The organism is Halobellus marinus (genome assembly GCF_032113415.1).
Classification (GTDB): Archaea; Halobacteriota; Halobacteria; order Halobacteriales; family Haloferacaceae; genus Haloquadratum; species Haloquadratum marinus.
The window spans coordinates 3,673,208-3,694,022 of the sequence record NZ_CP134946.1 but is presented as its reverse complement, the minus strand read 5'-3'; the positions used below and the strand labels follow the sequence as shown (position 1 = coordinate 3,694,022).

20 protein-coding genes are annotated in these 20,815 nt (G+C 63.5%); 5 read left to right on the top strand and 15 right to left on the bottom strand.

Going from position 1 to position 20,815, the window contains the following annotated elements; translation table 11 throughout:
• Positions 1–101 precede the first annotated feature (101 nt).
• The 6 genes from RJT37_RS18355 to RJT37_RS18330 form a co-directional block, all read right to left on the bottom strand.
• Complete coding sequence (locus RJT37_RS18355; RefSeq protein ID WP_313686762.1) at positions 102–776, bottom strand: cytochrome c biogenesis CcdA family protein; 675 nt, start codon at positions 774–776, stop codon at positions 102–104.
• A gap of 1 nt (position 777) precedes the next feature.
• Positions 778–1,389 carry a TlpA family protein disulfide reductase gene (locus RJT37_RS18350; RefSeq protein WP_313686760.1) on the bottom strand — a complete coding sequence of 204 codons (612 nt, stop codon included), beginning with the start codon at positions 1,387–1,389 and terminating at the stop codon, positions 778–780.
• A gap of 85 nt (positions 1,390–1,474) precedes the next feature.
• Positions 1,475–2,803 carry a hemolysin family protein gene (locus tag RJT37_RS18345; protein WP_313686759.1) on the bottom strand — a complete coding sequence of 443 codons (1,329 nt, stop codon included), beginning with the start codon at positions 2,801–2,803 and terminating at the stop codon, positions 1,475–1,477.
• A 198-nt stretch (positions 2,804–3,001) separates the two neighbouring features.
• A complete protein-coding gene (locus RJT37_RS18340) occupies positions 3,002–5,752 on the bottom strand; it encodes a cation-translocating P-type ATPase (RefSeq protein WP_313686757.1) in 2,751 nt (916 codons plus the stop codon).
• A gap of 223 nt (positions 5,753–5,975) precedes the next feature.
• On the bottom strand, positions 5,976–7,355 hold the full coding sequence (locus RJT37_RS18335) for a nicotinate phosphoribosyltransferase (RefSeq protein ID WP_313686755.1): 1,380 nt from the start codon (positions 7,353–7,355) through the stop codon (positions 5,976–5,978).
• A gap of 455 nt (positions 7,356–7,810) precedes the next feature.
• Positions 7,811–7,975: a hypothetical protein gene (locus tag RJT37_RS18330; protein ID WP_313686753.1), complete on the bottom strand. Its 165-nt coding sequence runs from the start codon at positions 7,973–7,975 to the stop codon at positions 7,811–7,813.
• Positions 7,976–8,082: 107 nt separating this feature from the next.
• Here RJT37_RS18330 and RJT37_RS18325 point away from each other — a divergent pair, with 107 nt between their 5' ends.
• The 4 genes from RJT37_RS18325 (at position 8,083) to RJT37_RS18310 (ending at position 10,819) form a co-directional block, all read left to right on the top strand.
• Complete coding sequence (locus tag RJT37_RS18325; protein WP_313686751.1) at positions 8,083–8,538, top strand: YbhB/YbcL family Raf kinase inhibitor-like protein; 456 nt, start codon at positions 8,083–8,085, stop codon at positions 8,536–8,538.
• A 248-nt stretch (positions 8,539–8,786) separates the two neighbouring features.
• Complete coding sequence (locus RJT37_RS18320) at positions 8,787–9,008, top strand: YgaP family membrane protein (protein WP_313686750.1); 222 nt, start codon at positions 8,787–8,789, stop codon at positions 9,006–9,008.
• A gap of 797 nt (positions 9,009–9,805) precedes the next feature.
• The gene (locus RJT37_RS18315; RefSeq protein WP_313686749.1) at positions 9,806–10,105 is read left to right on the top strand and encodes a hypothetical protein; all 300 of its coding nucleotides are present in this window, start codon (positions 9,806–9,808) and stop codon (positions 10,103–10,105) included.
• Positions 10,106–10,336: 231 nt separating this feature from the next.
• Positions 10,337–10,819, top strand: a complete 483-nt coding sequence (locus RJT37_RS18310; RefSeq protein ID WP_313686747.1) for a halocyanin domain-containing protein — start codon at positions 10,337–10,339, stop codon at positions 10,817–10,819.
• A gap of 153 nt (positions 10,820–10,972) precedes the next feature.
• On the opposite strand, the gene RJT37_RS18305 is transcribed toward RJT37_RS18310, so the two are convergent.
• The 8 genes from RJT37_RS18305 to RJT37_RS18270 all read right to left on the bottom strand — a co-directional run bounded on the left by RJT37_RS18305 (position 10,973) and on the right by RJT37_RS18270 (position 19,332).
• On the bottom strand, positions 10,973–12,196 hold the full coding sequence (locus RJT37_RS18305; RefSeq protein ID WP_313686745.1) for a CBS domain-containing protein: 1,224 nt from the start codon (positions 12,194–12,196) through the stop codon (positions 10,973–10,975).
• A gap of 204 nt (positions 12,197–12,400) precedes the next feature.
• A complete protein-coding gene (locus RJT37_RS18300) occupies positions 12,401–12,871 on the bottom strand; it encodes a PIN domain-containing protein (protein WP_313686743.1) in 471 nt (156 codons plus the stop codon).
• On the bottom strand, positions 12,868–13,119 hold the full coding sequence (locus tag RJT37_RS18295) for a hypothetical protein (RefSeq protein WP_313686741.1): 252 nt from the start codon (positions 13,117–13,119) through the stop codon (positions 12,868–12,870). Before RJT37_RS18295 ends, RJT37_RS18300 begins: the two co-directional genes overlap by 4 nt.
• A gap of 261 nt (positions 13,120–13,380) precedes the next feature.
• On the bottom strand, positions 13,381–13,989 hold the full coding sequence (locus RJT37_RS18290) for a translation initiation factor IF-2 subunit beta (protein WP_313686739.1): 609 nt from the start codon (positions 13,987–13,989) through the stop codon (positions 13,381–13,383).
• A gap of 96 nt (positions 13,990–14,085) precedes the next feature.
• Entirely contained in the window at positions 14,086–15,186 is a 1,101-nt protein-coding gene (locus RJT37_RS18285; protein ID WP_313686737.1) for a deoxyhypusine synthase, read from the bottom strand.
• A 73-nt stretch (positions 15,187–15,259) separates the two neighbouring features.
• Positions 15,260–15,955: a bacteriorhodopsin gene (locus RJT37_RS18280; RefSeq protein WP_313686735.1), complete on the bottom strand. Its 696-nt coding sequence runs from the start codon at positions 15,953–15,955 to the stop codon at positions 15,260–15,262.
• Complete coding sequence (locus RJT37_RS18275; protein ID WP_313686733.1) at positions 15,852–18,374, bottom strand: methyl-accepting chemotaxis protein; 2,523 nt, start codon at positions 18,372–18,374, stop codon at positions 15,852–15,854. The genes RJT37_RS18280 and RJT37_RS18275 overlap by 104 nt, the downstream gene beginning before the upstream one ends.
• 193 nt (positions 18,375–18,567) lie before the next feature.
• Positions 18,568–19,332, bottom strand: a complete 765-nt coding sequence (locus tag RJT37_RS18270) for a Nif3-like dinuclear metal center hexameric protein (protein WP_313686731.1) — start codon at positions 19,330–19,332, stop codon at positions 18,568–18,570.
• Between the two features lie 106 nt (positions 19,333–19,438).
• On the opposite strand from RJT37_RS18270, the gene RJT37_RS18265 reads away from it, so the two are divergent.
• Entirely contained in the window at positions 19,439–19,885 is a 447-nt protein-coding gene (locus tag RJT37_RS18265; RefSeq protein ID WP_313686729.1) for a pyridoxamine 5'-phosphate oxidase family protein, read from the top strand.
• 12 nt (positions 19,886–19,897) lie between these two features.
• Here RJT37_RS18265 and RJT37_RS18260 read toward each other — a convergent pair whose 3' ends face one another.
• Positions 19,898–20,812 carry an arginase family protein gene (locus RJT37_RS18260; protein WP_313686727.1) on the bottom strand — a complete coding sequence of 305 codons (915 nt, stop codon included), beginning with the start codon at positions 20,810–20,812 and terminating at the stop codon, positions 19,898–19,900.
• Between the last annotated feature and the right edge of the window lie 3 nt (positions 20,813–20,815).

The window sequence follows — 20,815 nt, the reverse complement described above, 5'->3', positions numbered from 1 at the left end:
TGTTGTCGTCTCTTACCGGTGTTCGCCGGTACCAGGGGGTGACGGGCACCGGGAAAAAGTTACAACAATCAGTATGCGCGCGCCTGCGGAAGTCCCGGACGTCATCCGAACGAACCGACGACCTCGAAGACGAAGAGGAGGTAGTACAGCGATATCGCGAGGAGCACGACCCCGGTCCCGACGTTGACCGCCCGCCTGTGTGTCGTGAGTGCGGTCAGGACCCGGTTCCGGAAGGGTTCGGAGACGACACCGAAGAGCAAAAGCGGCGTTCCCATCCCGAGCCCGAAGGCGCCGAAGTTCGTGATGCTCGCCACCGGATCCGAAAACAGGAACGCGCGGGCGAAAAACACCGAGATGAAGCCGGGATTACACGGCAACACGATCGCCCCGAAGAACGCACCGTAGACGAAGGCCGAGAGCGACGGATACCGCGTGCTCGGGGGTTCCAGCGTCGGCAGGCGTGACTGCGGGTGGAGGTCGGCGATCAGCACCACACCAAAAAGCGCCAGCAGGCCGAACGCGACGGGAGAGACGACCTCGACGACGGCGGTCAGTGACGTCTGCAGGAGCGTGGTGAAAAGGATCCCGACGACGCCCATAAAAGCGACCACCCCCAGCGCGACCAGCGCCGCAAGCGCGGCGACCGATCGTCCGTCCTCGCCCTGGTTCGAGAGAAACGCCAGGAACCCCGGATACAGGGGGATGACACAGACCGCCGACAGCGGCGTCGCAAGCCCCAGCGTGAACGAGGTCACAGCCTCGCCGAGGAGCGACATCTCAGCACTCCTCGGCGGTCTCACGGATAGTCGGGCGCGTGCTGTCGGAGCCCGACAGGAACGTCGCAGTTCCCGACTCGCAGACGACAATCACCGGCGTGCTCGGGGCGTTCACCACCGTCGAGCCGAACCGGTCGACCAGAGACTCCGTCATCTCCGTCGGCGCGACCGCAAATCGCCAGCTGAAGTCGTTCTCCTCCGCGTGCTGCCGGACTTTGGCGGCGTCCTCGTTGGGATCCGTGTTGAGTCCGAGCAGGGTGTAGGTCCCGTCCAGTTGGGCGAGTTGGTTCGAGAGCCGCTTGCATTTCGGACACCAGACTGCGAACGACTGGATCACCACCGGGGCCGTGAGGCTATCGACGGTGAACGTCTCCCCGCCTCGCACGGCCGACAGTTCCGTGAAGAGCCACTCGTCCGATGCGGGCGTGGCTGTCTCTGTCGCCATCCCGTCGGTCGTCGCCGCTCCGTCGGTCGCGCCGGTTTCGGTGTCCCCATCGGCCGACCCACCGCCGCTCAGGCACCCCCCGAGTAAACTCGTCGCCAGCGTGCCACTTGCGGCGAGGATGGTCCGACGGCTGCTCCTGCCGTGGCGGTCGTGTGAGTCGTCCGTCATACCCGGAGTACCGACGGCAGTATACAAATCGGTTGTTCAAACTCCGTTCAAATTCTGTACAGCCTCACGGGCCACTGCGGCCGGTTCACTCCTCGCCGACGTCCGGTTCGTCGCCCTCGCGGATCCGCACCGTCGAGATCCGGGTGCCGTCGATGCCCGTGACTTCCAGCACGCACCCTGCGATTTCGACGCTGTCGCCGACAGTCGGCGCGCGGTCGAGCCGGCTGAGCACCAGTCCGCCGATCGTCCCGACTTCGTCGCTCTCGAAGTCGGTGTCGAGAGTGTCGTTGACCGTGACGATGGGGACGCCGCCGTCGACGTCGTACTCGCCGTCGTCACGCTTGTGGATCGAGTGTTCCCGTTTGTCGACGTCGAAGTCGTCGCGAAGGTCGCCGACCACGGCCTCGACGACGTCCTCGACGGTCGCGATCCCCTCGAAGGAGCCCCACTCGTCGATGACGGCGGCCATCTGTTGTCGGTCCTCCCGGAACTGGATCAGGAGATCGCTGATCGTCGTCGTCTCCGGGACGACGACGATGTCGCGAGCGATGTCCGAAGCGGTGGCGGCGTCGCCATCTTCGCTTGCTCGCAGGACGTCTTTGACGTCCACGAAGCCGACCACCTGGTCGCTGTCGTCGGCGTCGAGGACTGGATAGCGCGTGTGGCCCGCCTCGAAGACGGTCTCCCGGAGGTCCGAAAGCGTGGCGTCGGTCGACACGCTCACCACGTCGGGACGCGGGACCATCACCTCCCGGACGACGGTGTCATCGAGGTCGAACACGCGTTCGATCATCGCTACCTCCGTCGTGTCGATTTCGCCCTCCTCGCCGGACTGCGCCAGCACCCGCCGGATCTCGCCCTCGCCGAGCGTCTCGTCGGCCTCGGTGGCCGCCGGCACGCCGAGCAGGCTGGTGAAGGCGTTGGCTGTGCCGTTGAACACGATAATACCGGGGTAAAAGAGGTAATAGAAGAAGATCATCGGCGGGGCGAGCGCGAGAGACAGCGTCTGCGTCCTGGCGATCGCGAGCGTCTTCGGCGCCAGTTCGCCGAAGACGACGTGGAGAAACGTGATGATGCTGAACCCGACCGCGAAAGCGACCAGGTGGATCAGACTCGCCGGGAGCAGGGGTTCCAGGACGGGTTCCAAAAGCGACGCGACGGCGGGTTCGCCGACCCACCCCAGTCCCAGCGAAGCGAGGGTGATCCCGAGTTGGGTCACCGCCAGGTAGTTGTCGAGGTTGCCCATCACCGTCTGGAGTGAGCCGGCGCCGGTCCGTCCATTTTCAGCGAGTTGATCGACCGACGTCCCGCGGATCCGGACGAAGGCGAACTCGGCGGCGACGAAGAAGCCGTTCAGGACGACCAGAAACAGCGCGATGGCGAGCTGTCCCACCGAGAGTGCGACGTTTACCATCGGTGGAATCGACTGGCCGCGGCTGTCGGTCGTGATGCGTTCATACTCGCATCTCTCGGCCGACGTACTAAAATGGTGGACTGGGCGGATACGCGAGGATTGGTTGGTCGGCAGGACCCGGTAGCTGGGATCCGACGTCACCATCGAGCGCCACTCTCGTTGGCGGATCTCGGCGGTCAGAGACGGGAGTGATCAGTATCAGGGCAGTGAGGATGTCAATTTTTCGAGTATCGGCGGGAACGTTGGCGTCTCGAACCGCCGCCGGTACTCCCGTTCGAGCTGTCCGATCCCGAGCGGGACCAGACTCATTCCGAACACGACCAGCCATCCATCGAGCCCGATAGGCGTTGTCCGTAGCGCCAACGAGATGCCGGGGAGGTAGACGGCACCGAAAAGGATCAGCGTCGAGAGGCCGAGTGCCCCCCAGACGTACAGATTCTCCGTCACCTCGTTTCGGAGAATCCCTGACGTGATCTCCCGCATATTGAACACGTGCCAGAGTTGCGCGAACGCAAGCGTCAGGAAAGAGATCGTGACGACCTCTTCGGTCTCCAGACCGCCGGCGTACATCCCACCAGCGATGACGAATGCGCCGATCGTCGAGACTGAAATGAGCAGTCCGTATACCCCCAACTCGCCCCAGTGCGTTCGGGTCATAATCGGTTCCTCGGGGTCCCGGGGTGGGCGATCCATAATGTCCCTGCTTCCTTCACAGGCTCCGAGTGCAAACGCCGGGAAGATATCGGTCACGACGTTGAGGAAGAGAATCTGCAACGGGAGCAAGGGGAGCGGAAACCCGAGCAACGCCGCGATCAAAATGGCCAAAAGCTCGCTAAGATTGCACGACATAAGATACAGCACGAACTTGCGGATATTGTTGAATATGGTCCGTCCTTCCCTGACAGCGTGGTAGATGCTCCCGAAATTGTCGTCCCTGAGGATCATATCCGCCGCTTCCTGGGCGACCTGCGTCCCTCGCTGTCCCATCGCGACGCCGATATCGGCTTTCTTCAGCGCTGGTGCGTCGTTGACTCCGTCACCGGTCATCGCGACGATGGAGCCGGCCGTCCGGTGAAGGTCGATCAGATCGAGCTTGTTCTCGGGGTTCACCCGCGCAAACACGGACGCGTTCACGAACCGGTCGGTTTCCGCCTGAGAAAGGGTCTCCGGGTCGTCGAGTTCGCGGCCTTCGATCACCTCCACATCGGCGCTGTCGACCAGCCCGACACTGTGGGCGATATTCTTCGCGGTCCCCGCGTGGTCACCGGTCACCATAACGACCCGCATCCCGGCGTCCTGACACTGCTGGATGGTCGGCTTGACCTCCTCGCGCGGCGGATCGATGAATCCGACCAAACCGAGTAGCGACAGGTCCTCGTACGGGGGGGCATCCGTGCTGTCAACCTCCTTCCGGGCGAGAGCGAGAACCCGTAACCCCTCTTCAGCCATCCGGTCGCTTTTTTCGAGCCACTTCGCTCGCTCGCTGTCGGTCAACGCCTCGGTATCACCGTCAGTCTTCACTTGCGTGGCCGAGTCGATGACGGCTTCCGGGGCCCCTTTCACAGCAACGGTGTATGCTCCGTTCAGTTCGTGGTAGGTCGCCATCATCTTGACCGACGGATCGAAGGAGACTTCGCGGGCTTCCGGCATCGAGTCGAGGAGTGCGTCCCGTTCGATCCCGCCCTTGATCCCCGCGATGAGGAGCGCAACCTCCATCGGATCCCCAGACGTTTCGATGTCGCTTTCGTGCTCGGTTACGGACGCGTTGGTACACAGCACTCCCACTTCGAGCGCGTCTTGCACGACTGGATCCTGCGGTTCGTCCAGTTCCTGATCGTCCTGCTGGAACGTCCCGTCGGTCTCGAGCCCAGTTCCGGTGACCGCGACGGTACCGTTCGCCAGCTCGTATTCGGCGACAGTCATCCGATTTTCCGTCAGCGTTCCCGTCTTATCGGTGCAGATGACGGTGGTAGAGCCGAGCGTTTCGACGGACGCCAGATTGGTGACGAGCGCGTTACGGTCCGCCATTCGCCACATCCCCCGTGCCAATACCAGCGTGGCCACGATGGGGAGTCCCTCCGGGACGGTCGCAATCGCGAGCGCGATGGCGGTTTCGACCATCAGGAACAGGTCCTGCCCACGGAGCCACCCGGACACGAGGACGATCGTCGCAACCACAAGCAGGAAGGGAACGAGTTTCTGTCCCAGCTCGTCGAGTTTCTCCTGCAAGGGCGTCTCTTCTTCGGCCGCCTCCCGAAGCGAGGCCGAGATGTGTCCCAGTTCCGTGTCCGGGCCGGTAGAGACGACGACCGCTTCCACGGACCCTCGCGTCACGTACGTCCCCTTGTAGAGCATATTCTCCCGCTCGGCGAGCGGAACGTCCTCCTCGAGCGGGTCACTCGTCTTCCCCACGGGAACCGATTCGCCAGTGAGCGCCGACTCGTCGACCTGGAGCTTAGACGGGTCGATGATCCGGAGGTCGGCCGGAACGAGGTCGCCGGCTTCGAGAATCACGATGTCGCCCGGGACGAGATCGCCTGCCGGGATCGTTGTTTCCGTACCGGTTCGACGGACCCGCGTTTCGATCTCCGTGATCTCCTGAAGGCTCTCTATCGAGCTGATAGCCCGCATCTCGGTGACGAAGCCGATGGCACCGTTGATGGCGAGGACGGCGAAGATCGCGACCGCCTCGACGACGTCTCCCATCGCGAACGCCGCCAGTCCCGCGACTGCGAGTAACAGGATGATGAAGCTCTTGAACTGATCCGCCAGCACGTCCGCCCAGTGTCGTTTTTCCGCCTCGCGTAGCTCATTTGGGCCGAACTGCTCCAGTCTCCGCGTTACTTGATCGTCCGATAACCCTTCGTCACGAGAGACGTCCGCCCACGCCAAGACGTCAGCAATCGACTGCGACCACGGGGTGTGGTCATCGGATTTGTCTTGTGCCATTATTCACTGAGATTCTCCGTTCCCAGACGTATTCGGGGCCGGCTTCGGCAATCTTCACCGTTCGCTGTTCGGGTCGCCCGAACCGAGCGCAAACAGGTTCCGGTCGGATCGGATAACCGATCTCTCGTGATTACCGACATATTGTGCGAATGTGTCATACTTGCCTCCTTCCTCGCCGGTGCGCGCTGCGACGCCGAAATGTCACAGACGCTATGCATCTCTGCTACAACCCCATTTCCCGCCGTAACTCCGATTGAACCCGCTCCGCAGTCGTCGTGAGCCCGTCACTCACGTCCACGGGATATTCAGCAGGATTCTCGACGGCCCGAACCTCAGGGGGCAGTCGTTCCAGAGTCGACATCGCCTCCTCGCGGATCTTATCGAGGGCCGGGAAGTCGTACACGACCTCGCCATCGGTCACGACCTCGACGAGGAGTTCTCGCCCGCCGATGTCCTCGTCGGTGCGCGCCAGAACATCGCGCTGGAACGTGTCGTCGCCGAACCGGCGGACACGCTTTGCTCCGGGATAGGTCACTTTCCCTTTCGAGAGCTTCATACTCGGCTGCATCGTGCCGTTCTCCTCGACGGCGACGAGTTTGTACACGGGATTCAGCGTCGGGGCGTCTTTGCTCGTCGTCAGCGACGTTCCCGGTCCGAACCCGTCAGCGACACCGGCATCGTCGAAAAACTCCTGCAGGAAATACTCGTCGACACCTGAGGAGACGAAAACATCTATGTCATCCGGCAGGATCCCGCGAACCTCCTGTGAGAGTGCGGCGAGATCGCCGGAATCGAGGCGAACGCCGCGCACGTCGATATCCAGTTCCTGGCAGAGGTCACGTGCGGTTTTCGCCCCGGCGACCGTATCGTACGTGTCGATCAGCAGTACTGTCTCCTCGCCGTAGACCTCGGTAAATGCCTCGAAGGCGGCTCGTTCGCTCGGGAAGCTCTGGATCCACGAGTGCGCCATCGTTCCGTAGACCGGGATGCCGAACAGTGCCCCGGCGGCTTCGTTCGAGGTGCCGTCGACGCCCCCCACGTAGGCGGCACGGGCAGCCTTGACACCGGCATCCGTCCCGTGGGCTCGTCGGCTGCCGAAATCGACGAGCTGCTGGTCGTTACCCTCCCGGCGGACGACGTCGCGCATACGGGCGGCTTTCGTGGCGATCAGGCTCTGAAACCCGATCTGATTGAGAAACAGCGTCTCGAACAGTTGCGCTTGGTCGATCGGTGCTGTTACCTCGAGGAAAGGTTCGTTCGGGAAGACGGCGGTTCCTTCGGGGACAGCACGAACATCGCCGGTAAATCTGAAATCCGCCAGGTACTCGAGGAAGTCCTCCGGAAACCCCTCCTCTCGAAGGTAGGTGAGCTGACGGTCATCGAACGTGAGGTCCTGGAGGTAGGCGATAGCTTGTTCGAGACCGGCGGCGATGACGTACCCGCGGTTTTCGGGTAAAGACCGGTAAAACAGTGAGAACGTTGCCCGGGGAGTGTGTCCGGTGTCTCGGTATCCCCGGAGCATCGTCAGTTCGTATCGATCGGTGAACAGGCCGATGGTGTCCGGCGAAAGGTAGCCGAATCCGGCGGTTGCATCAGTCCCCATATCTGTGGGGCTCGTTATCACAAACCAAGTATCTGGTGTCGGGTCCGCGTCGAAGGAGTGGATTTCCTCCCCGACAACCCTCCGCGACCACCAAAGTGTCGCCTCACCCCCCAGACGTGTTTTGTCGACGAGGGGCAATGTCCCATCCGACGCCGAAGGAGAGAGACCAGGAGGAAACCGAGTGCGACAGCAAGTACAGGGGACTCGTCGGACGGTCGTAGAACGCCAGAATCGCTGCGGCCACGACGAGGGCTCCGGCTGCCGATTATTCGAGATTGTGATCACCCGTTCTGGGTCTCTCAACTGTGTCTGTACGGACGGCTATAGTAGCGTTTGCAACTGATTGCACATCCGATCGCACGACCGCGTGCGATCGTGTGAGTGAAGACTTGCAAACGCTACTATGGTTCGCGACGGTCGAGCCGGTACAATACTCTCTCCCGGCAGAGTACCGGTCACTCCTCGTCCTGGAGGGACTCGAGCCGTTGCTCGAGGTCGTCGATCGCGTCCTCGACGCTCTCGCGTGCCTGGTCGCTCAGTTCTTCGGCCTCACTCACTGCCTCGTCGAAGGCGTCACGTACCCGCTGGACGGCCGTATCCACGTCGTCGGAGTCACTCATAGTCCGGCCGTTCCCACTCGCGTTGATCAGTTAGACCTGACTACAGTTCCTAAGCTGTGATAATTTCACCATCTTTCATTTGTATTGGAGTTGCCGTTGTAGTAGAGATGACCGCGCTTCAGGTAACGAGTCCGGCGTTTGCAAACGGTGAGCCGATTCCGGAGCGGTATGGCTACACAGCCGAAAACGTGAATCCAACCCTCGAAATAGAGGGCGTACCCGAGGAAACCGAGTCGTTGGCGTTGGTGATGGACGACCCGGATGCTGTCGAGCCGGCTGGCAAGATCTGGGATCACTGGCTGGTCTGGAATATCGATCCGAGCACCTCGACGATCCCCGAAGACTGGGACGCGTCTGAAGCTGTTGAGGGACGCAACGACTTCGGAGAACGCGGGTACGGCGGGCCGAATCCGCCGGATCGCGAACACACGTATCGATTCCGCCTCTTCGCGCTGGATCAGCGACTCGATCTCGACGCGAATGCGACAAAGGACCAACTCGAATCAGCGATGGATGGGAAGGTCATTGCCGAGGCGCAACTGGAAGGAACCTACGCCCCGTGACCACCGACGGAAACGAATCGACTCCGTGGCCTCCGTCGTCACGATATCCTCCAGACATCGAAACGAGACGGTCTCGACTCACGAGTCAGTTCCCAGTACTGGCCGACGAAGGGGCCCGCATCCGAACGTCGAAGAAACCGCAGACCTCACAGCCGACTAATTTGTTCGGACGAGACAGTGATTCCAAGCGACTGAGAATAACTCCCAATAACAATAGTGCCGCTCGACAACCTACTACCCGAAAACAGATGAACAAGAATGTCGGCGGAATAGATCGAACTGGGCGTATCGTCATCGGTATCATAGCGGGGATAGCCGGTATTGCCGCCCTGTTGGGCTACTGGGGTGCCGGGGCCGTCATCGGCGGCGTCGCGCTCGTGGTTGGCGTGATCCTCCTCGTGACTGGCACAACCCAGAAGTGTCCGATCAACGAGGCTGTCGGTATCGACACTACTGAGCGGGGGAAATGATGTGACTCCCGGTAGGTCCGAAGGACAGGGAATCTCTCCTGACGATAGCTCATCACAGTCAGTAGCCATCGACAGTGTGAGAGATCGACGTCGAACACGGACACGCCGGACGGGAATCCCGTATCCAACATAATGGATCATCAACACGTCGTCGGCACACTGCCAGCGTTTGTCGCCCTGGACAGTTCCCCGGTGCTCGCGGGGCAGCGGCGGGGGACGAGTATTCAGCTCGACGACACATATTTCACCGGGCAGTTACGAGCGTTCGAGGCGTTCGACGCCGATTCCGAAGAACGCTCCACCCCGGGTTTCGCGGAACGACCACAGGACCTCCGAGAATCGTTGCAGAGGTACAGGCAAATTGAGATCGATATTGATTCTCTCACGGAAGCGGATCTCTGGACCGCGTCGACTCGGTTCCGCCGGGAATTACGACGAATCCCGGAAATCGACTTTCTGAAGCGTCAGTTCCCCGGACGGTGTTTCGTCGTCCCGGAATGGCTGCAAAGCGGAGACCGTCTCCACTACGGGGCGCGCGTCTATTTCTTCGGGAGTGAAGAATCCACCACGCCGGAAGACGTGATTCGAGAAAACATCGATGGGATTCTGCACGACTCGTCGCAACAATTGAACGGTATCAGGGTCGGTTACACGGCTATCCAGACTGCTGTATCGAGTTTTATCACGAACGCTCGGCGACCGCTCCATCGCCCGAATGGCGCTCGATCGAGCCGTTTGCTGACCGAATTGCCGACGAGTCGCTCGGAGATGGCATTGCTGTCTCTCTCGACGAGGTGTTGCCACGGTTCTCCGATTGGGAGGGTCGTTATGCATTCTTCGCTCGGGAATTTTTCCCCGAACCGGGATGCGACACTGCGCGGACCCACGGCCAGGCGATCTACGACGAACTGTCGTCTGCGGAACCCGTTCAACTCATCGAGGATCATTTCGGACTTACGTTCGGCTACAACTATCTCGTCGCCCGAGCAGTCCATACCGGCGGCTCGTACAGGCCGACACCGGGAGATCTCGGACAGGAGCATCTGATGTTCTATCTACCGCTCCGGGAGTTGGTGACGATGCCCCGATATTCGTGATCACCGATACCAGGACACAGGCTGTGTAGGACGTTATAGCGATTCGATCAACGGCAGTCGAACACAACGGGGAGATCCAGGATCAGTTGTCCAGTTCGGTCGTTGCTCGCTGATTCCCGCGATACAAGAAATTAGAGCAAGCGTATATGTCCGGCCCCGCAGTTCATAGTGGACACGCCACGTCTTTCCTTCACCGAACCAGACAGACGAACCGTACTCAGATCCCTCGGTGTGCTTTCGGCCGTTGGGCTGACTGGGCTGGCCGGCTGTGGTGGCGACGGCAACGGCGACGGTGCTGGTGCGATTCCGGGAAGTGAGTATCCGGCCGTCGACGAGTGGATGACTGAGACGGATATCGGCGATGCGGACGATACGTACGAGGGGGAAATCGTGGATCTCCGCGACGAGAGCGATGTGACGATAGATGTCGGCGCAGAGGGCAATGGCGACGGGTTCGCGTACGGCCCATCCGCAGTGGCCGTCTCGACCGGAACCGAAGTTCTGTGGGAGTGGACCGGGGAAGGAGGCCAACACAACGTCGAAGCCGAACCTGACGATCAGCTCGGCGAATCCGACTACGAGTTCAGTTCCGGGGAGGCAGTCGAGGGGGACGACATCGAATACTCACGCACGTTCGACGACTCCGGAATCGCGCTTTATCACTGTGAGCCACATCTGTCGCTCGGGATGAAAGGGTCCATCGTCGTCGACTGATACTGTCATACTGATTACTCTCGTCGTTTCTCGCCGAGCGCTGTCAACGGGGGTGACGTTCGGCGGTAAACAGTGAGAGTAATCAGTATCAGAGAGCGGTCCAACACCCACAATATCCCAACGGGAACCGCACTCACCAGAGCGGAGAGGGTATCAACCTTCGCTCTCGAGTAGCCAGCCGAAGCGTTTCTCCCAGAACTCCTCGCTTCGGGGTTTTTTGCTCCGGCCGTGCGTCTTCTTGTCCCGAATCTGGCGTTCCAGGACGTCCCGTGCCTCGTTGATCGCGTGATTCGCGCCGTAACCCTCCCCGGAAGCGATGTACAGCCCCCGGTCGGTATGGAGACGAATCCGGGCGAGCAAAAGCGGCGTCCCCCGGCGTTTCTCATCGTGCTTGTGGAGGTGAATCTTGGCGTCGAGGACGCTCATACCGTGATCCCTGTCGTCGAATTTATCGACCATCGCGACGATCTCATCGTAGCTCATATCGTCTACCAGGTCGATGCCGTAGACCTGGACACCCCGGTTCCCGCCCGCCTCCCAGGTGAGCGCGTCGAGAACGTCGGTCTTCGTGACGATTCCGTCGGGAGTTCCGTCTTCGGTGACGACCAGTGACGACGCATCGATCTCGAGCATCTCATCGGCGGCCTCGTCGAGCGTTGCCGCCGGGGTGATCGTCCGCACCGGCGAAACCATAACGTCCCGCACAGGGAGGTCCAACAGTCGTGCGAGCTCCCCCTCGCGGGCACCGTACCCACCACCTCGGGCACGACCAGCACTGGCGGAGATATCCCCGCCGAACGAGTCGACACCCGCTGCGTCGCCGGATTGACTCTGTTCCGTGGCTCGGACGGTGAAATCCGTCAGGTCGTAGAGACTCACGATGCCGACTGCGGAATCATTCTCGACGACAGGAAGGTGGGTGATCCGCTGTTCACGGAAGACGTGAAGTGCTTCTCCGAGCGTCGAATCCGGATCGATCGAAATGAGGTCGCTACTGGCAGCTTCGGCGACAGTCGCTGCATCGAGGAACGGCTTGACCGCCTCGAGGATCCCATCGACTGTGACGACGCCGATCAGCTCTCGTCCCTCGAAGACGGGGAGCAGATGGGAGTCGCTGTCGATCATCAGCTGTGCGACCTTCCGAACGTCTTCGTCGGGAGCGAGTCGGGGGACGTGCCATACCAACGAGCCGAGCTTTTCGTTCGGCTGGTGGTGGGAGGTTGCAAGCTGTCGTCTTGTGACGACTCCTTCGAATTCATCGCCGTAGACGACGACGCCCTTGACGGTCGGATTCTCGAACGTGCTGGCGAGCTTCGAGACGCGAGTCTCCGGGGACAGTTCGACGTAGTCGTCTGAAACGATGTTTGTAATGTCCATAGTAGGTGTCTCTCCGTTCCGGTTGGCTGCGCTTCACTGCAGATGGATCTGTACTGCCAACAAGCGATATTCGTTGCCGTCTCACAAAGACCCGCCGACTATTCTTACCATCTGAAAAACGTCTATATGAGGCCTCGGCACTCACGACTCACGATCTGTCCATAGTGAATGTGTTTAGAGCGACTATAGTGCCCACTCGTCGTGTTACTGTCCGTCCAGCATCTGGATGCCGCGTTCCACAACCGCCTCGGTCACGAAGAGACTCGTCTCACGCTGGAGTGCTCGCATACGGGATGCCGCTTCGTGTCCGTCGAGCAACCCGCGACCATACCCGAGCGCGATGACGCCGATAGAACCGCGTACTTCGACGCCCGCGTCGGATGCTGTCTCTCGGGCGGCGAGGTCGTCGGTTAGAAGAACAACTCCCCGCTCTTTTGCGACCGCAATCGCGGCGCGTTCTCCGGCGTCCAGTTCCTCAGTTCCGACTCGGCTTTCGTCGGCTTCGACGAGTTCGTACGAGAGGTCGGCCAGCCCGTCCGGAACACCACCGGCATCGACCTCCTTGTGAACCGTCTCTGGAACGAGGAGTGTGTCAAACGTCGCGACCAGTTCGAGCGAGTCGATCTCGGCGAGGTGAATGAGCGGTCCTGCGTCCGCGACAGCCGCAAGCGTCACGCGTTCAAACCCCAGTCGACGTCTTCCTCGACGACCGCACGCTCTCGCTCCGCTCGCTCGACTTTCGTCCGACCGACGTGCTCGATGGCTTCCTCGCGGTCGAGTTCCCCATCGAGGTACTGTGCGAGCACGAGGTCCTCCCACAGGTCTTCGAGCCCGCGTTCGAGTGCCCGCTCGAACACTTCGGATTCCGGAAGGCCGCGGGCCTCCGCGATTTCTCGAACACGGTCGGAAATTTCGGCGGCCATACCGTGTGATTGCTCGGCAACGTTCTTAAATCCGTGTCTACCTTCTATGCGGGAGCCTGACCGGGGTCTATGTCTCCCGTGACCACAACCAGATTACGTCAGAGATACCCTCTACCGCCAAAAATAGTGGCCTCTGCACTCATAGGGTTCGTCGTCGCCGAGCGCCACCCCGGCTCGGAACGGTGCCGTCGTCATCGGCCACCTAGTGATACGAAAGCGGTTTCAAAGAACGTTCCGAGGCCCGTCGCCGCAGTTGCTGTGCTATACGACTCGGGCGAACGCGAGCGTCCCGCTGGTTCGCTCGACGATCGCACGGACTGTCTGGCCCTCGCGCGCACCAGTGACGAAGATCGTGAACTTCCCCTTCTCGGCGACGCCGTCGCCCTTCCGGCCGGTGCCGGTGATCTCCAGTTCGTAGGTCTGGCCCTCCTCGACGGCCGGGCCGGATTGCGATTGCGTCTGTGCGGCGCGCTTGGCAACAGGACGGAACGCCCCGCAGGCCTCACAGCGGAGCATATCGACGCCGTCCTCGGTGACGAGGCGGGTGTCCGGCAGGCCACACTCCGAGCAGAGGACGTATTCGGTGATATATTCGTCAATCGCCGCCTCGAAGTCCGAGACAGTAAAGGAGCCGTTGTACCGCGCGCGGTCGTCCTCGAGTTGGCCGCTGGTCCCGAGTTCGCCCTGGATGTTCCGGTGGACGTGTTCGACGTCGCGGCCGAGCGCCTCGGCGATGTCGCCGAGGTTCGTCAGTCGGGTGAACGCCCCGTCGGTCTCGCCCGCGGGGTCGGGCACGTCGAGGCGCGATTGCTCCTCGTTCCGCTCCGGGAGCGAATCGAGCGCCCGATCGAGTGAATCAGCGTAGTCCATATAGGAAAGAGAGGATGGGCCCGTATAGCCGTTCCGTGTCACGGATTCGCGAGCGGGAGGATGGAGGTTATGGGTCGCCCTCGATCGCTGCCGCGATTACTCTGCCCCGTCGCGCTTCGCTACAGCACGCTCCCGTGCGGCCGCGACGACGAGCGGGAGCGTGATCGTCGCGTCGCCGACGACCGTCGCGTTCCGCGCGGAGCGTTCGAGTTTGCCCCACGAACGCGCCTCGTCCAGCGTCGCCCCGGAGAGGCCGCCGGTGTGGTCCGGATCCATCGTCAACTGGACCGCGTAGTCGTACGCGTCGGGGATCGTCAGCATCGTCTGCAGCACGTAGTTCTTCGGGACGCCGCCGCCGACGACCATCGCCCCCGCCCGCTCGGCGTCGAACGCCAGATCCGAGAGGTGGGTCATATCGCCGAGCGCGTCCAGCCCGAACTCGGAGGTCTGCGAGTAGATCCACGCCTGGATGCCGAGCACGGAGTCCTGGATCGCCGGGCAGTAGATCGGGACGTCGTGTTCGTAGGCCGCAGCGGCGATGCCCGGATCCTCCGCGACGTCGCGGGCGTCGTTCTGCTCTGCGTTCGCCCGCCCGAGTTCGGCGGTGAACTCCTGGATCGACACGCGACGTTCGACTTCCGGGAAGACGTTCTCGCGGAGGTGCGTCTCGAACAGCGCGAAGTGCTCTTGGGGGAGATAGACGTTGTAGATCCGGTCGACGCCCTCCTCGCGCAGGTGTTCGTCGTGTTCACGGACCGTCGCCGCCGAGTCGATGTCGCTGGCCTCGCCCGCTGGATGATCCTCGTGGGGATCCGCCCGGCCGTGATGGTGTTTCCCGCCGACAGCCTCGATCGCGTCGTGGGTCAGGTTCGCCCCGGTCGTCACGAGGGCGTCGATGTGGCCGTCGCGGATCAGGTCCGCGACGATCGCCCGCATTCCGGTGGGGACCATCGCGCCGGCGAGGCCGAAGAAGTTCGTCACGTCCTCGTGGGCGAGCATCTCGGCGTAGATGTCGACTGCGCGGTCGACGGTCGCCGCGCCGATCCCGGCCTTGCCGTACTCGGTCGCCAACTCGCCGACACTCATCCCGGCCCGGACCTTCGCGTGCCCGATCGGGGCCTCGTGGAACTCCTCGCGGTCCGGTCCCTCGTGACCGCTACCGTCCTGTGTCGCCTCGTCGGGGGCGTCGTCGCTCATACCCCCTCGTCGGCGGTCCGATCGGTTATGTGTCGCGGTCCTGCGGCGACGTTGCCCGAAGAAAGAACGGTAGCTAGTCGGCGACCGTGCTCACGTCGGCGCCGACGTCGGTGAGCACCTCCATCCCGCGGAGCGCGACGGCGACGAAGCCCACCTTCGAGACGATGTCGAGGTACGTCAACACGAGCGCCTCCGTCTCCGGCAGCAGGAGGCCGGTGCCGGTCGGCGCGAGCAGCCATACGACCGGGTACAGGGTCCACACGATGACCGTGAGGTTCCGCAGGGTCGTGAACGTCCCCGAGACGCGGGAGGAGTCGAACGACGCCCGGCGCGGCAGCGTCACCATCAGCAGCCACACGAGGCCGAGGTAGGCGACGACGCCCAGGCCGAAGAGCGCAAAGCGTGTGACGCCGCCGGTCGCAGTCGCGGCGATGCCTGCCAGGACGACGACCGCGTCGACGGCGATCAGCGCGCCGAGGACCCGCTTCCCCGACCGCGCCAACAGGCCCAGATACAGGACCATCAGCGGCGTCGTCAGGAGCCAGTCGATGTAGCGGACGATCTCGATTTCGGTCCCGCCGACGGAGACGAACCCGTAGCCCATCGCCATCAGCAGGTACGCGACCGAGGCGATCCCGGTGATGCCCGTCAGGACGGCCGTGAGATCACGGGTCTCCGATCCGATCAGGAACCGGTAGGCCGACGGGAGCGTCCCCGCAGTCATCCCCGCGAGGCCGACCCACAGCCACAGTGTCGCGTCGAACTGCATACTCACTCACCTCCCCGCTGCCGTCGAGGTCCCACGATTCAGGGGCGTCGGCGCCGTCAGCGCGCAGTTCGACGTCCGAATCGGTGTCGCTCCCGAACTCGAAACCGGCGTCGTCGCCGTCGTCGCCGGTGGCAAGTTCGTCGCCAACGCCGTCGGTGGAGCCCAGTCCGTCACCGACGGTCCCGCCAGCGGTTAAATCGCCGCCGGTCAGATCACCGCCGGCCTCTTCGGGGACCCGGAAGTCCTCGAGTACGGTCCGGAGTTCGCGTGCCTGTGCCGTCAACTGTTCGGCCGCGTCGCTCACTGTCGTCATCGTGCTCGTCTGTTGTTGGGCCGCGGCCGCCGCGTCGGCCGCCTCGTCGGCCGTCTGGTCGCCGATGGCCGCGACATCGTCGACGCGATCGACGACGGCAGTCGCCGAGGACGCCTGCTGGGCCGTCGCGTCGCGGATCTCCTGAATCGACTCGTCGGTCTCCTCGGCGGCGTCCGCGATGCTATCGAGCGCGTCGATCGCCGATTCGACCGTCTCGACGCCGCTCTCGATCCGTTCTCTGGTCTCAGTCATCGCCGCCGTCGTCTCGCCGGCGCGCGACTGGATGCGCTCGATGCGATCTTCGATCTCGGCGGCGGAACTCGCTGTCTCCTCGGCGAGTTCCTTCACCTCGTCGGCGACGACGGCGAACCCGGCCCCGTCGGCACCGCCGGACCCGTTGCCGACGCGGGCAGCCTCGATCGACGCGTTCAATGCCAGCAGGTTGGTCTCCTCGGCGATGTCGCGGATGACCTCGACGACTTCGCCGACGGCGTCGAGTTCCTCGGCGAGTTTGGTCACCTCCTCGGCGGTCTCCGCGGTGGTCCGCTCGACGGCGTCCATCTCTTCGAGGGCGCGCTCGGCGTACGCACCGCCTTCCTCGCCGATCGAGGCGGCGCGTTCGGAGGCCTCCGCGACCTCGTCGACGGTCGCGGCGATTTCCTCGGCGGACGACGAGAGGGCGTCGACCTCCTCGGAGACGTCGTGCAGCGCTTCCGTCTGCTGCTCTGCGCCGGCCGAGATTTCGGTCGTCGCGTCGGTGACCTGTTCGGAGGCGTCGGTCACCTCGTCGGCGCCGTCGTCGACCCGCTCTGCGGCGGTGACGACGTGCTCGGAGAAGGCTTTGACCTCGGCCATCGTCTCGGCGACCGCATCGAGCATCTGGTTGAACGAGACGGCGATGTCGCTCATCGCCTCGTTGTCGGTGTCGGTGTCGAGTCGCCGGGTCAGGTCGCCGTCGGCGACCGCGTCCATCACGTCGCCGTACTCGGCGGCGGTCGCCTCCAGCGCCCGGTTCTTCTCTTCGATCTCCTCTTTCCGCCGTTCGGTCTCCCGGATCTGCGACCGGAGTTCTCCACGCATCTGATCGAAGGAGCCGTACAGCGTCCCGAACTCGTCGGTCCGCGTCGTCGAGAGATCGACGTCGAGGTCACCCTTCGCCATCGCGTCAGCACGTGCTGCGAGGTGCCGGAGCGAGACGATGGTGTTCGACCCGACGACCACGCCGACGAAGGCGAGACTCACGAGCGCGAGCAGGATGAGCCCCACCACCGAGGAGGTGATCTGATCGCCGAGCGCGAACGCCGCCGCACGGTCCGTCCGCACGACCACCGTCCAGTCGTGGGACTGCATCCCGGCGCCGGCCACGAGCAGGTCGCCCTGCTCTGCGAAGCCGCCCTCGGAGAGCACGCCCGCGTCGCCCTGGTAGTCGGTGAGGATACGCTCCCCGTTCGGGTGCGCGACGATTTGCCCCTCACCGTCGACGACGACCGTCGAGCCCACACCCGCGGAGTCGGCAAACGACTGGGTGTGTGCCTTGAGGTTGATCATGTAGATCAGCGCCTTTCCGTCTGCCCCCTCGACCGGCGAGATCACCGACACGACCGGGAAGTTGACGACCTGAACGGTGAACGGCGACGTGACGTACGTGTCGTCGTCTGTCTCGAACGTCGGCGGGTCAGTGGCGAAGGGCGCGCCCTCGTCGCCCGGGTTCACGCCCTCCATCGTCTCCATCGAGCTTGCTTCGATCGTCTGCGACTCCATATCGTAGTAGTGGACTGCCACGACTCCCTCCGGCAACGCATCGTGTTCGGCTGTATGTCTCAGATGGTCCGATATCGCCTCCGTATCCCCACTTTTGATCACGTCCCGGGTGGAGTGAAGCCGAATCTGCCCCTCGATACCGCTCAGCCACGTATCGAGTTCCGCGGCCCGCGTCTCGGCCGACGTGCGGAGGTCGGTCTCGACCTCGTCCTGCAACGTCGCTGACGTCTGCTCCTGGACGACGAACCCGAACCCCACCACGAGTGCGACGACCGCGAGCAGCGCCACGCCGAGTTTTGCCCCGTAACTCGACCGAATATGTTCGAACGGGTCTGATCTTGGCATCTGAGATTTCCTTGCCAGACCCGAAGTAAAAATCCGACTCGCCGATTATCCGACGTGATAATCGTCGGCCAGTAGATATATTATCGCGTCTCGGTGGTGGGATCGAGAGGGCGTCCCGGCCCCCGCTGTGGAAAGCGAACGCTTTCGGAGCGCCACGAGCGACCCCCGTCCGCTGGCGGCGTGTCGCGGTCGGTCAGAGCCCGGTTGGGTGAGAGAGGGTCGTCGTCTCGACACCCCACTCCGAGAGCAACTCACCCAGCTGTTCGACCCCGAAGGTCTCCGTCGCGTAGTGGCCGGCGAGGAACACGTTGATTCCTGCCTCCCGTGCCTCGTGGTAGACCTGCTGTTTCCCCTCGCCGGTAACCAGGGCGTCGACGTCCGCGGCGACCGCCTCGTCGAGCCAATCGACGCCCGATCCGGTGACGATAGCGACGTCTTCGATCGTCTCGGGCCCGAAGTCGAGTACCTGTGGTTCCCGTCCGCCGGTATCGAGCCCGGCCAACTCCGAACGGAGTTCCGCGACGGTGTACGGCTCTGTGGCCCGTCCGCGCTGCCCGATCGTGACGGGACCGAGCGTCCCGAACGGCTCCTGAGCGTCGAGGCCGAGGTAGTCTGCGAGTCCTGCGGCGTTGCCCAGCGACTCGTGGCCGTCTAAGGGGAGATGCGAGACGTACAGCGCGATGTCGCTCTCGATCAGGGCGGCGATGATGTCGTACTCGCGTCCGGTGACCCGGTCGAGACCGCCCCAGACGAGGCCGTGGTGGGTGACGAGCAGATCCGCGTCCGCGTCGGCGGCCGCCTCGATCGTCGCCGCGGCAGCATCGACCGCGACGGCCGCTCGGCCGACAGTGCCGGTCTCGGGGCCGACCTGCAGGCCGTTGGCGCTGGCGTCGACGTCCGCGTACGCGTCGGTGTCGAGCCGATCGTCGAGTCGCTCCGTGAGCGTCGAGAGTTGCATACGCCACCGTCGAGCGCCCAGCGGGTAGATACTTTCTGTCGACACGTCCCCCGACTAGCGCCTATACAGAGGTTTCATTGCGGAGCCGTCCCCACGTCCAGAGAGGATGTCCCTCGAAGAGTACGGCGTCGCGATGGATGACGACGAGATCGCGCGGTGCCTGGAGTCGATGGGGGCCGGGACGCTGGCGTTCGGCGACGAGCGCGGGGGGTACGCGATCCCGATGTCGTTCGGCTACGACAGCGTCAACGACCGGTGCATCTTTCAGTTCTCCTTCGGAGAAGACAGCCGGAAGGCCGCGTACATCGAGCGGGACAACCGGGTGTCGCTGTCGGTCCACGAGTGGAACTCGGTGACCGACTGGCGGAGCGTCGTGGTACAAGGTACTCTCGAACCCGTCCCCGAAGAACGAAACGCCAAAACCGCAGGAATCTTCGCGGCCCACGCCAAGATCGCGTCGCTGGACGTGTTCAGGCGTCCCTACGACGAACTGGAGTTCGAGTGGTACGAACTCCAGATCGACGAGAAGCAAGGTCGACAGAGCGTCCAGTAGGCGGCCGATCGCTCACTCTCCTGCCGCTGCGTGGGTGTAGACGAACTCCCGACAGAGCTTCGCCGCCAGCGACGCCGCCTGTCCGTCGTCTCGGTCGTTGACCTCGACGACGTCGAAGCCAGCGGCGTGTGGGGCGACGGTCCGGACGACGTCGCGCAGCTCACGCGGGGTGAGCCCGAACGGTTCGGGGGTGCCGGTCCCCGGCGCGAACCCGGGGTCGGCAGCGTCGACGTCGACGCTCAGGTACGCCGTGCGGCCGTCGAGACAGCCCGCGAGATCGAACTCGGGGACGGCTTCGGGTGCGACGACGGTCACGTCGTCGCCGTCCGCGCGGTCCCACTCCTCGGGTGATCCCGTCCGGGCCCCGAGGATGATCGCCTCCTCGACGCCGGCTGGCGCGGCGGCCTCCTCGGTGTCGCCGCCGGTCTCGGCCGCTTGGTCGCTGTTGGTCGCCGGTCCCCGGGTGTCGTTCTCCGTAACGCCCTCCAGGTCGTCGAGAATCCGCCGCGTGACGGTGGCGTGGCTGTACTCGTTGCCGTCGAGGTCGGTCCGGAGATCGAGATGCGCGTCGAGACAGACGAAGACGTCCGGGTCGACGGCGCCGACGCCGGCCGCGGTGACGGTGTGCTCCCCGCCGAACAGCACCGGGACGGCGCCGTCCCGGACGATGTCACCGAGTTCGCCCGTCAGCCACGCGAGGTACTCGGGCGCGTCGTCCCAGGCGCGGACGTCGCCGTGATCGTGGACGGAACAGTCCGAGAAACGCAGGTCGGTTCGCCGGTCGTAGTCGTCGAACGGCCGGGCGAACCGCCGGATCCGCTCGGGCCCGAACCGGGTTCCGGGCCGAAACGAGGTCGAGAGGTCCAGCGGGGCGCCCACGACGACGTACGCGGCGTCGTCGCGCCGTGCGGTCGCCCCAGGGAACATCAC

What these genes read in the sequence shown, in the direction of transcription:
- RJT37_RS18355 (WP_313686762.1), bottom strand. Translation starts at nt 776, where the DNA reads ATGTCGCTCCTCGGCGAGGCTGTGACCTCGTTCACGCTGGGGCTTGCG.
- RJT37_RS18350 (WP_313686760.1), bottom strand. Translation starts at nt 1,389, where the DNA reads ATGACGGACGACTCACACGACCGCCACGGCAGGAGCAGCCGTCGGACC.
- RJT37_RS18345 (WP_313686759.1), bottom strand. Translation starts at nt 2,803, where the DNA reads ATGGTAAACGTCGCACTCTCGGTGGGACAGCTCGCCATCGCGCTGTTT.
- RJT37_RS18340 (WP_313686757.1), bottom strand. Translation starts at nt 5,752, where the DNA reads ATGGCACAAGACAAATCCGATGACCACACCCCGTGGTCGCAGTCGATT.
- RJT37_RS18335 (WP_313686755.1), bottom strand. Translation starts at nt 7,355, where the DNA reads ATGGGGACTGATGCAACCGCCGGATTCGGCTACCTTTCGCCGGACACC.
- RJT37_RS18330 (WP_313686753.1), bottom strand. Translation starts at nt 7,975, where the DNA reads ATGAGTGACTCCGACGACGTGGATACGGCCGTCCAGCGGGTACGTGAC.
- RJT37_RS18325 (WP_313686751.1), top strand. Translation starts at nt 8,083, where the DNA reads ATGACCGCGCTTCAGGTAACGAGTCCGGCGTTTGCAAACGGTGAGCCG.
- RJT37_RS18320 (WP_313686750.1), top strand. Translation starts at nt 8,787, where the DNA reads ATGAACAAGAATGTCGGCGGAATAGATCGAACTGGGCGTATCGTCATC.
- RJT37_RS18305 (WP_313686745.1), bottom strand. Translation starts at nt 12,196, where the DNA reads ATGGACATTACAAACATCGTTTCAGACGACTACGTCGAACTGTCCCCG.
- RJT37_RS18295 (WP_313686741.1), bottom strand. Translation starts at nt 13,119, where the DNA reads ATGGCCGCCGAAATTTCCGACCGTGTTCGAGAAATCGCGGAGGCCCGC.
- RJT37_RS18290 (WP_313686739.1), bottom strand. Translation starts at nt 13,989, where the DNA reads ATGGACTACGCTGATTCACTCGATCGGGCGCTCGATTCGCTCCCGGAG.
- RJT37_RS18285 (WP_313686737.1), bottom strand. Translation starts at nt 15,186, where the DNA reads ATGAGCGACGACGCCCCCGACGAGGCGACACAGGACGGTAGCGGTCAC.
- RJT37_RS18280 (WP_313686735.1), bottom strand. Translation starts at nt 15,955, where the DNA reads ATGCAGTTCGACGCGACACTGTGGCTGTGGGTCGGCCTCGCGGGGATG.
- RJT37_RS18275 (WP_313686733.1), bottom strand. Translation starts at nt 18,374, where the DNA reads ATGCCAAGATCAGACCCGTTCGAACATATTCGGTCGAGTTACGGGGCA.
- RJT37_RS18270 (WP_313686731.1), bottom strand. Translation starts at nt 19,332, where the DNA reads ATGCAACTCTCGACGCTCACGGAGCGACTCGACGATCGGCTCGACACC.
- RJT37_RS18265 (WP_313686729.1), top strand. Translation starts at nt 19,439, where the DNA reads ATGTCCCTCGAAGAGTACGGCGTCGCGATGGATGACGACGAGATCGCG.
- RJT37_RS18260 (WP_313686727.1), bottom strand. Translation starts at nt 20,812, where the DNA reads ATGTTCCCTGGGGCGACCGCACGGCGCGACGACGCCGCGTACGTCGTC.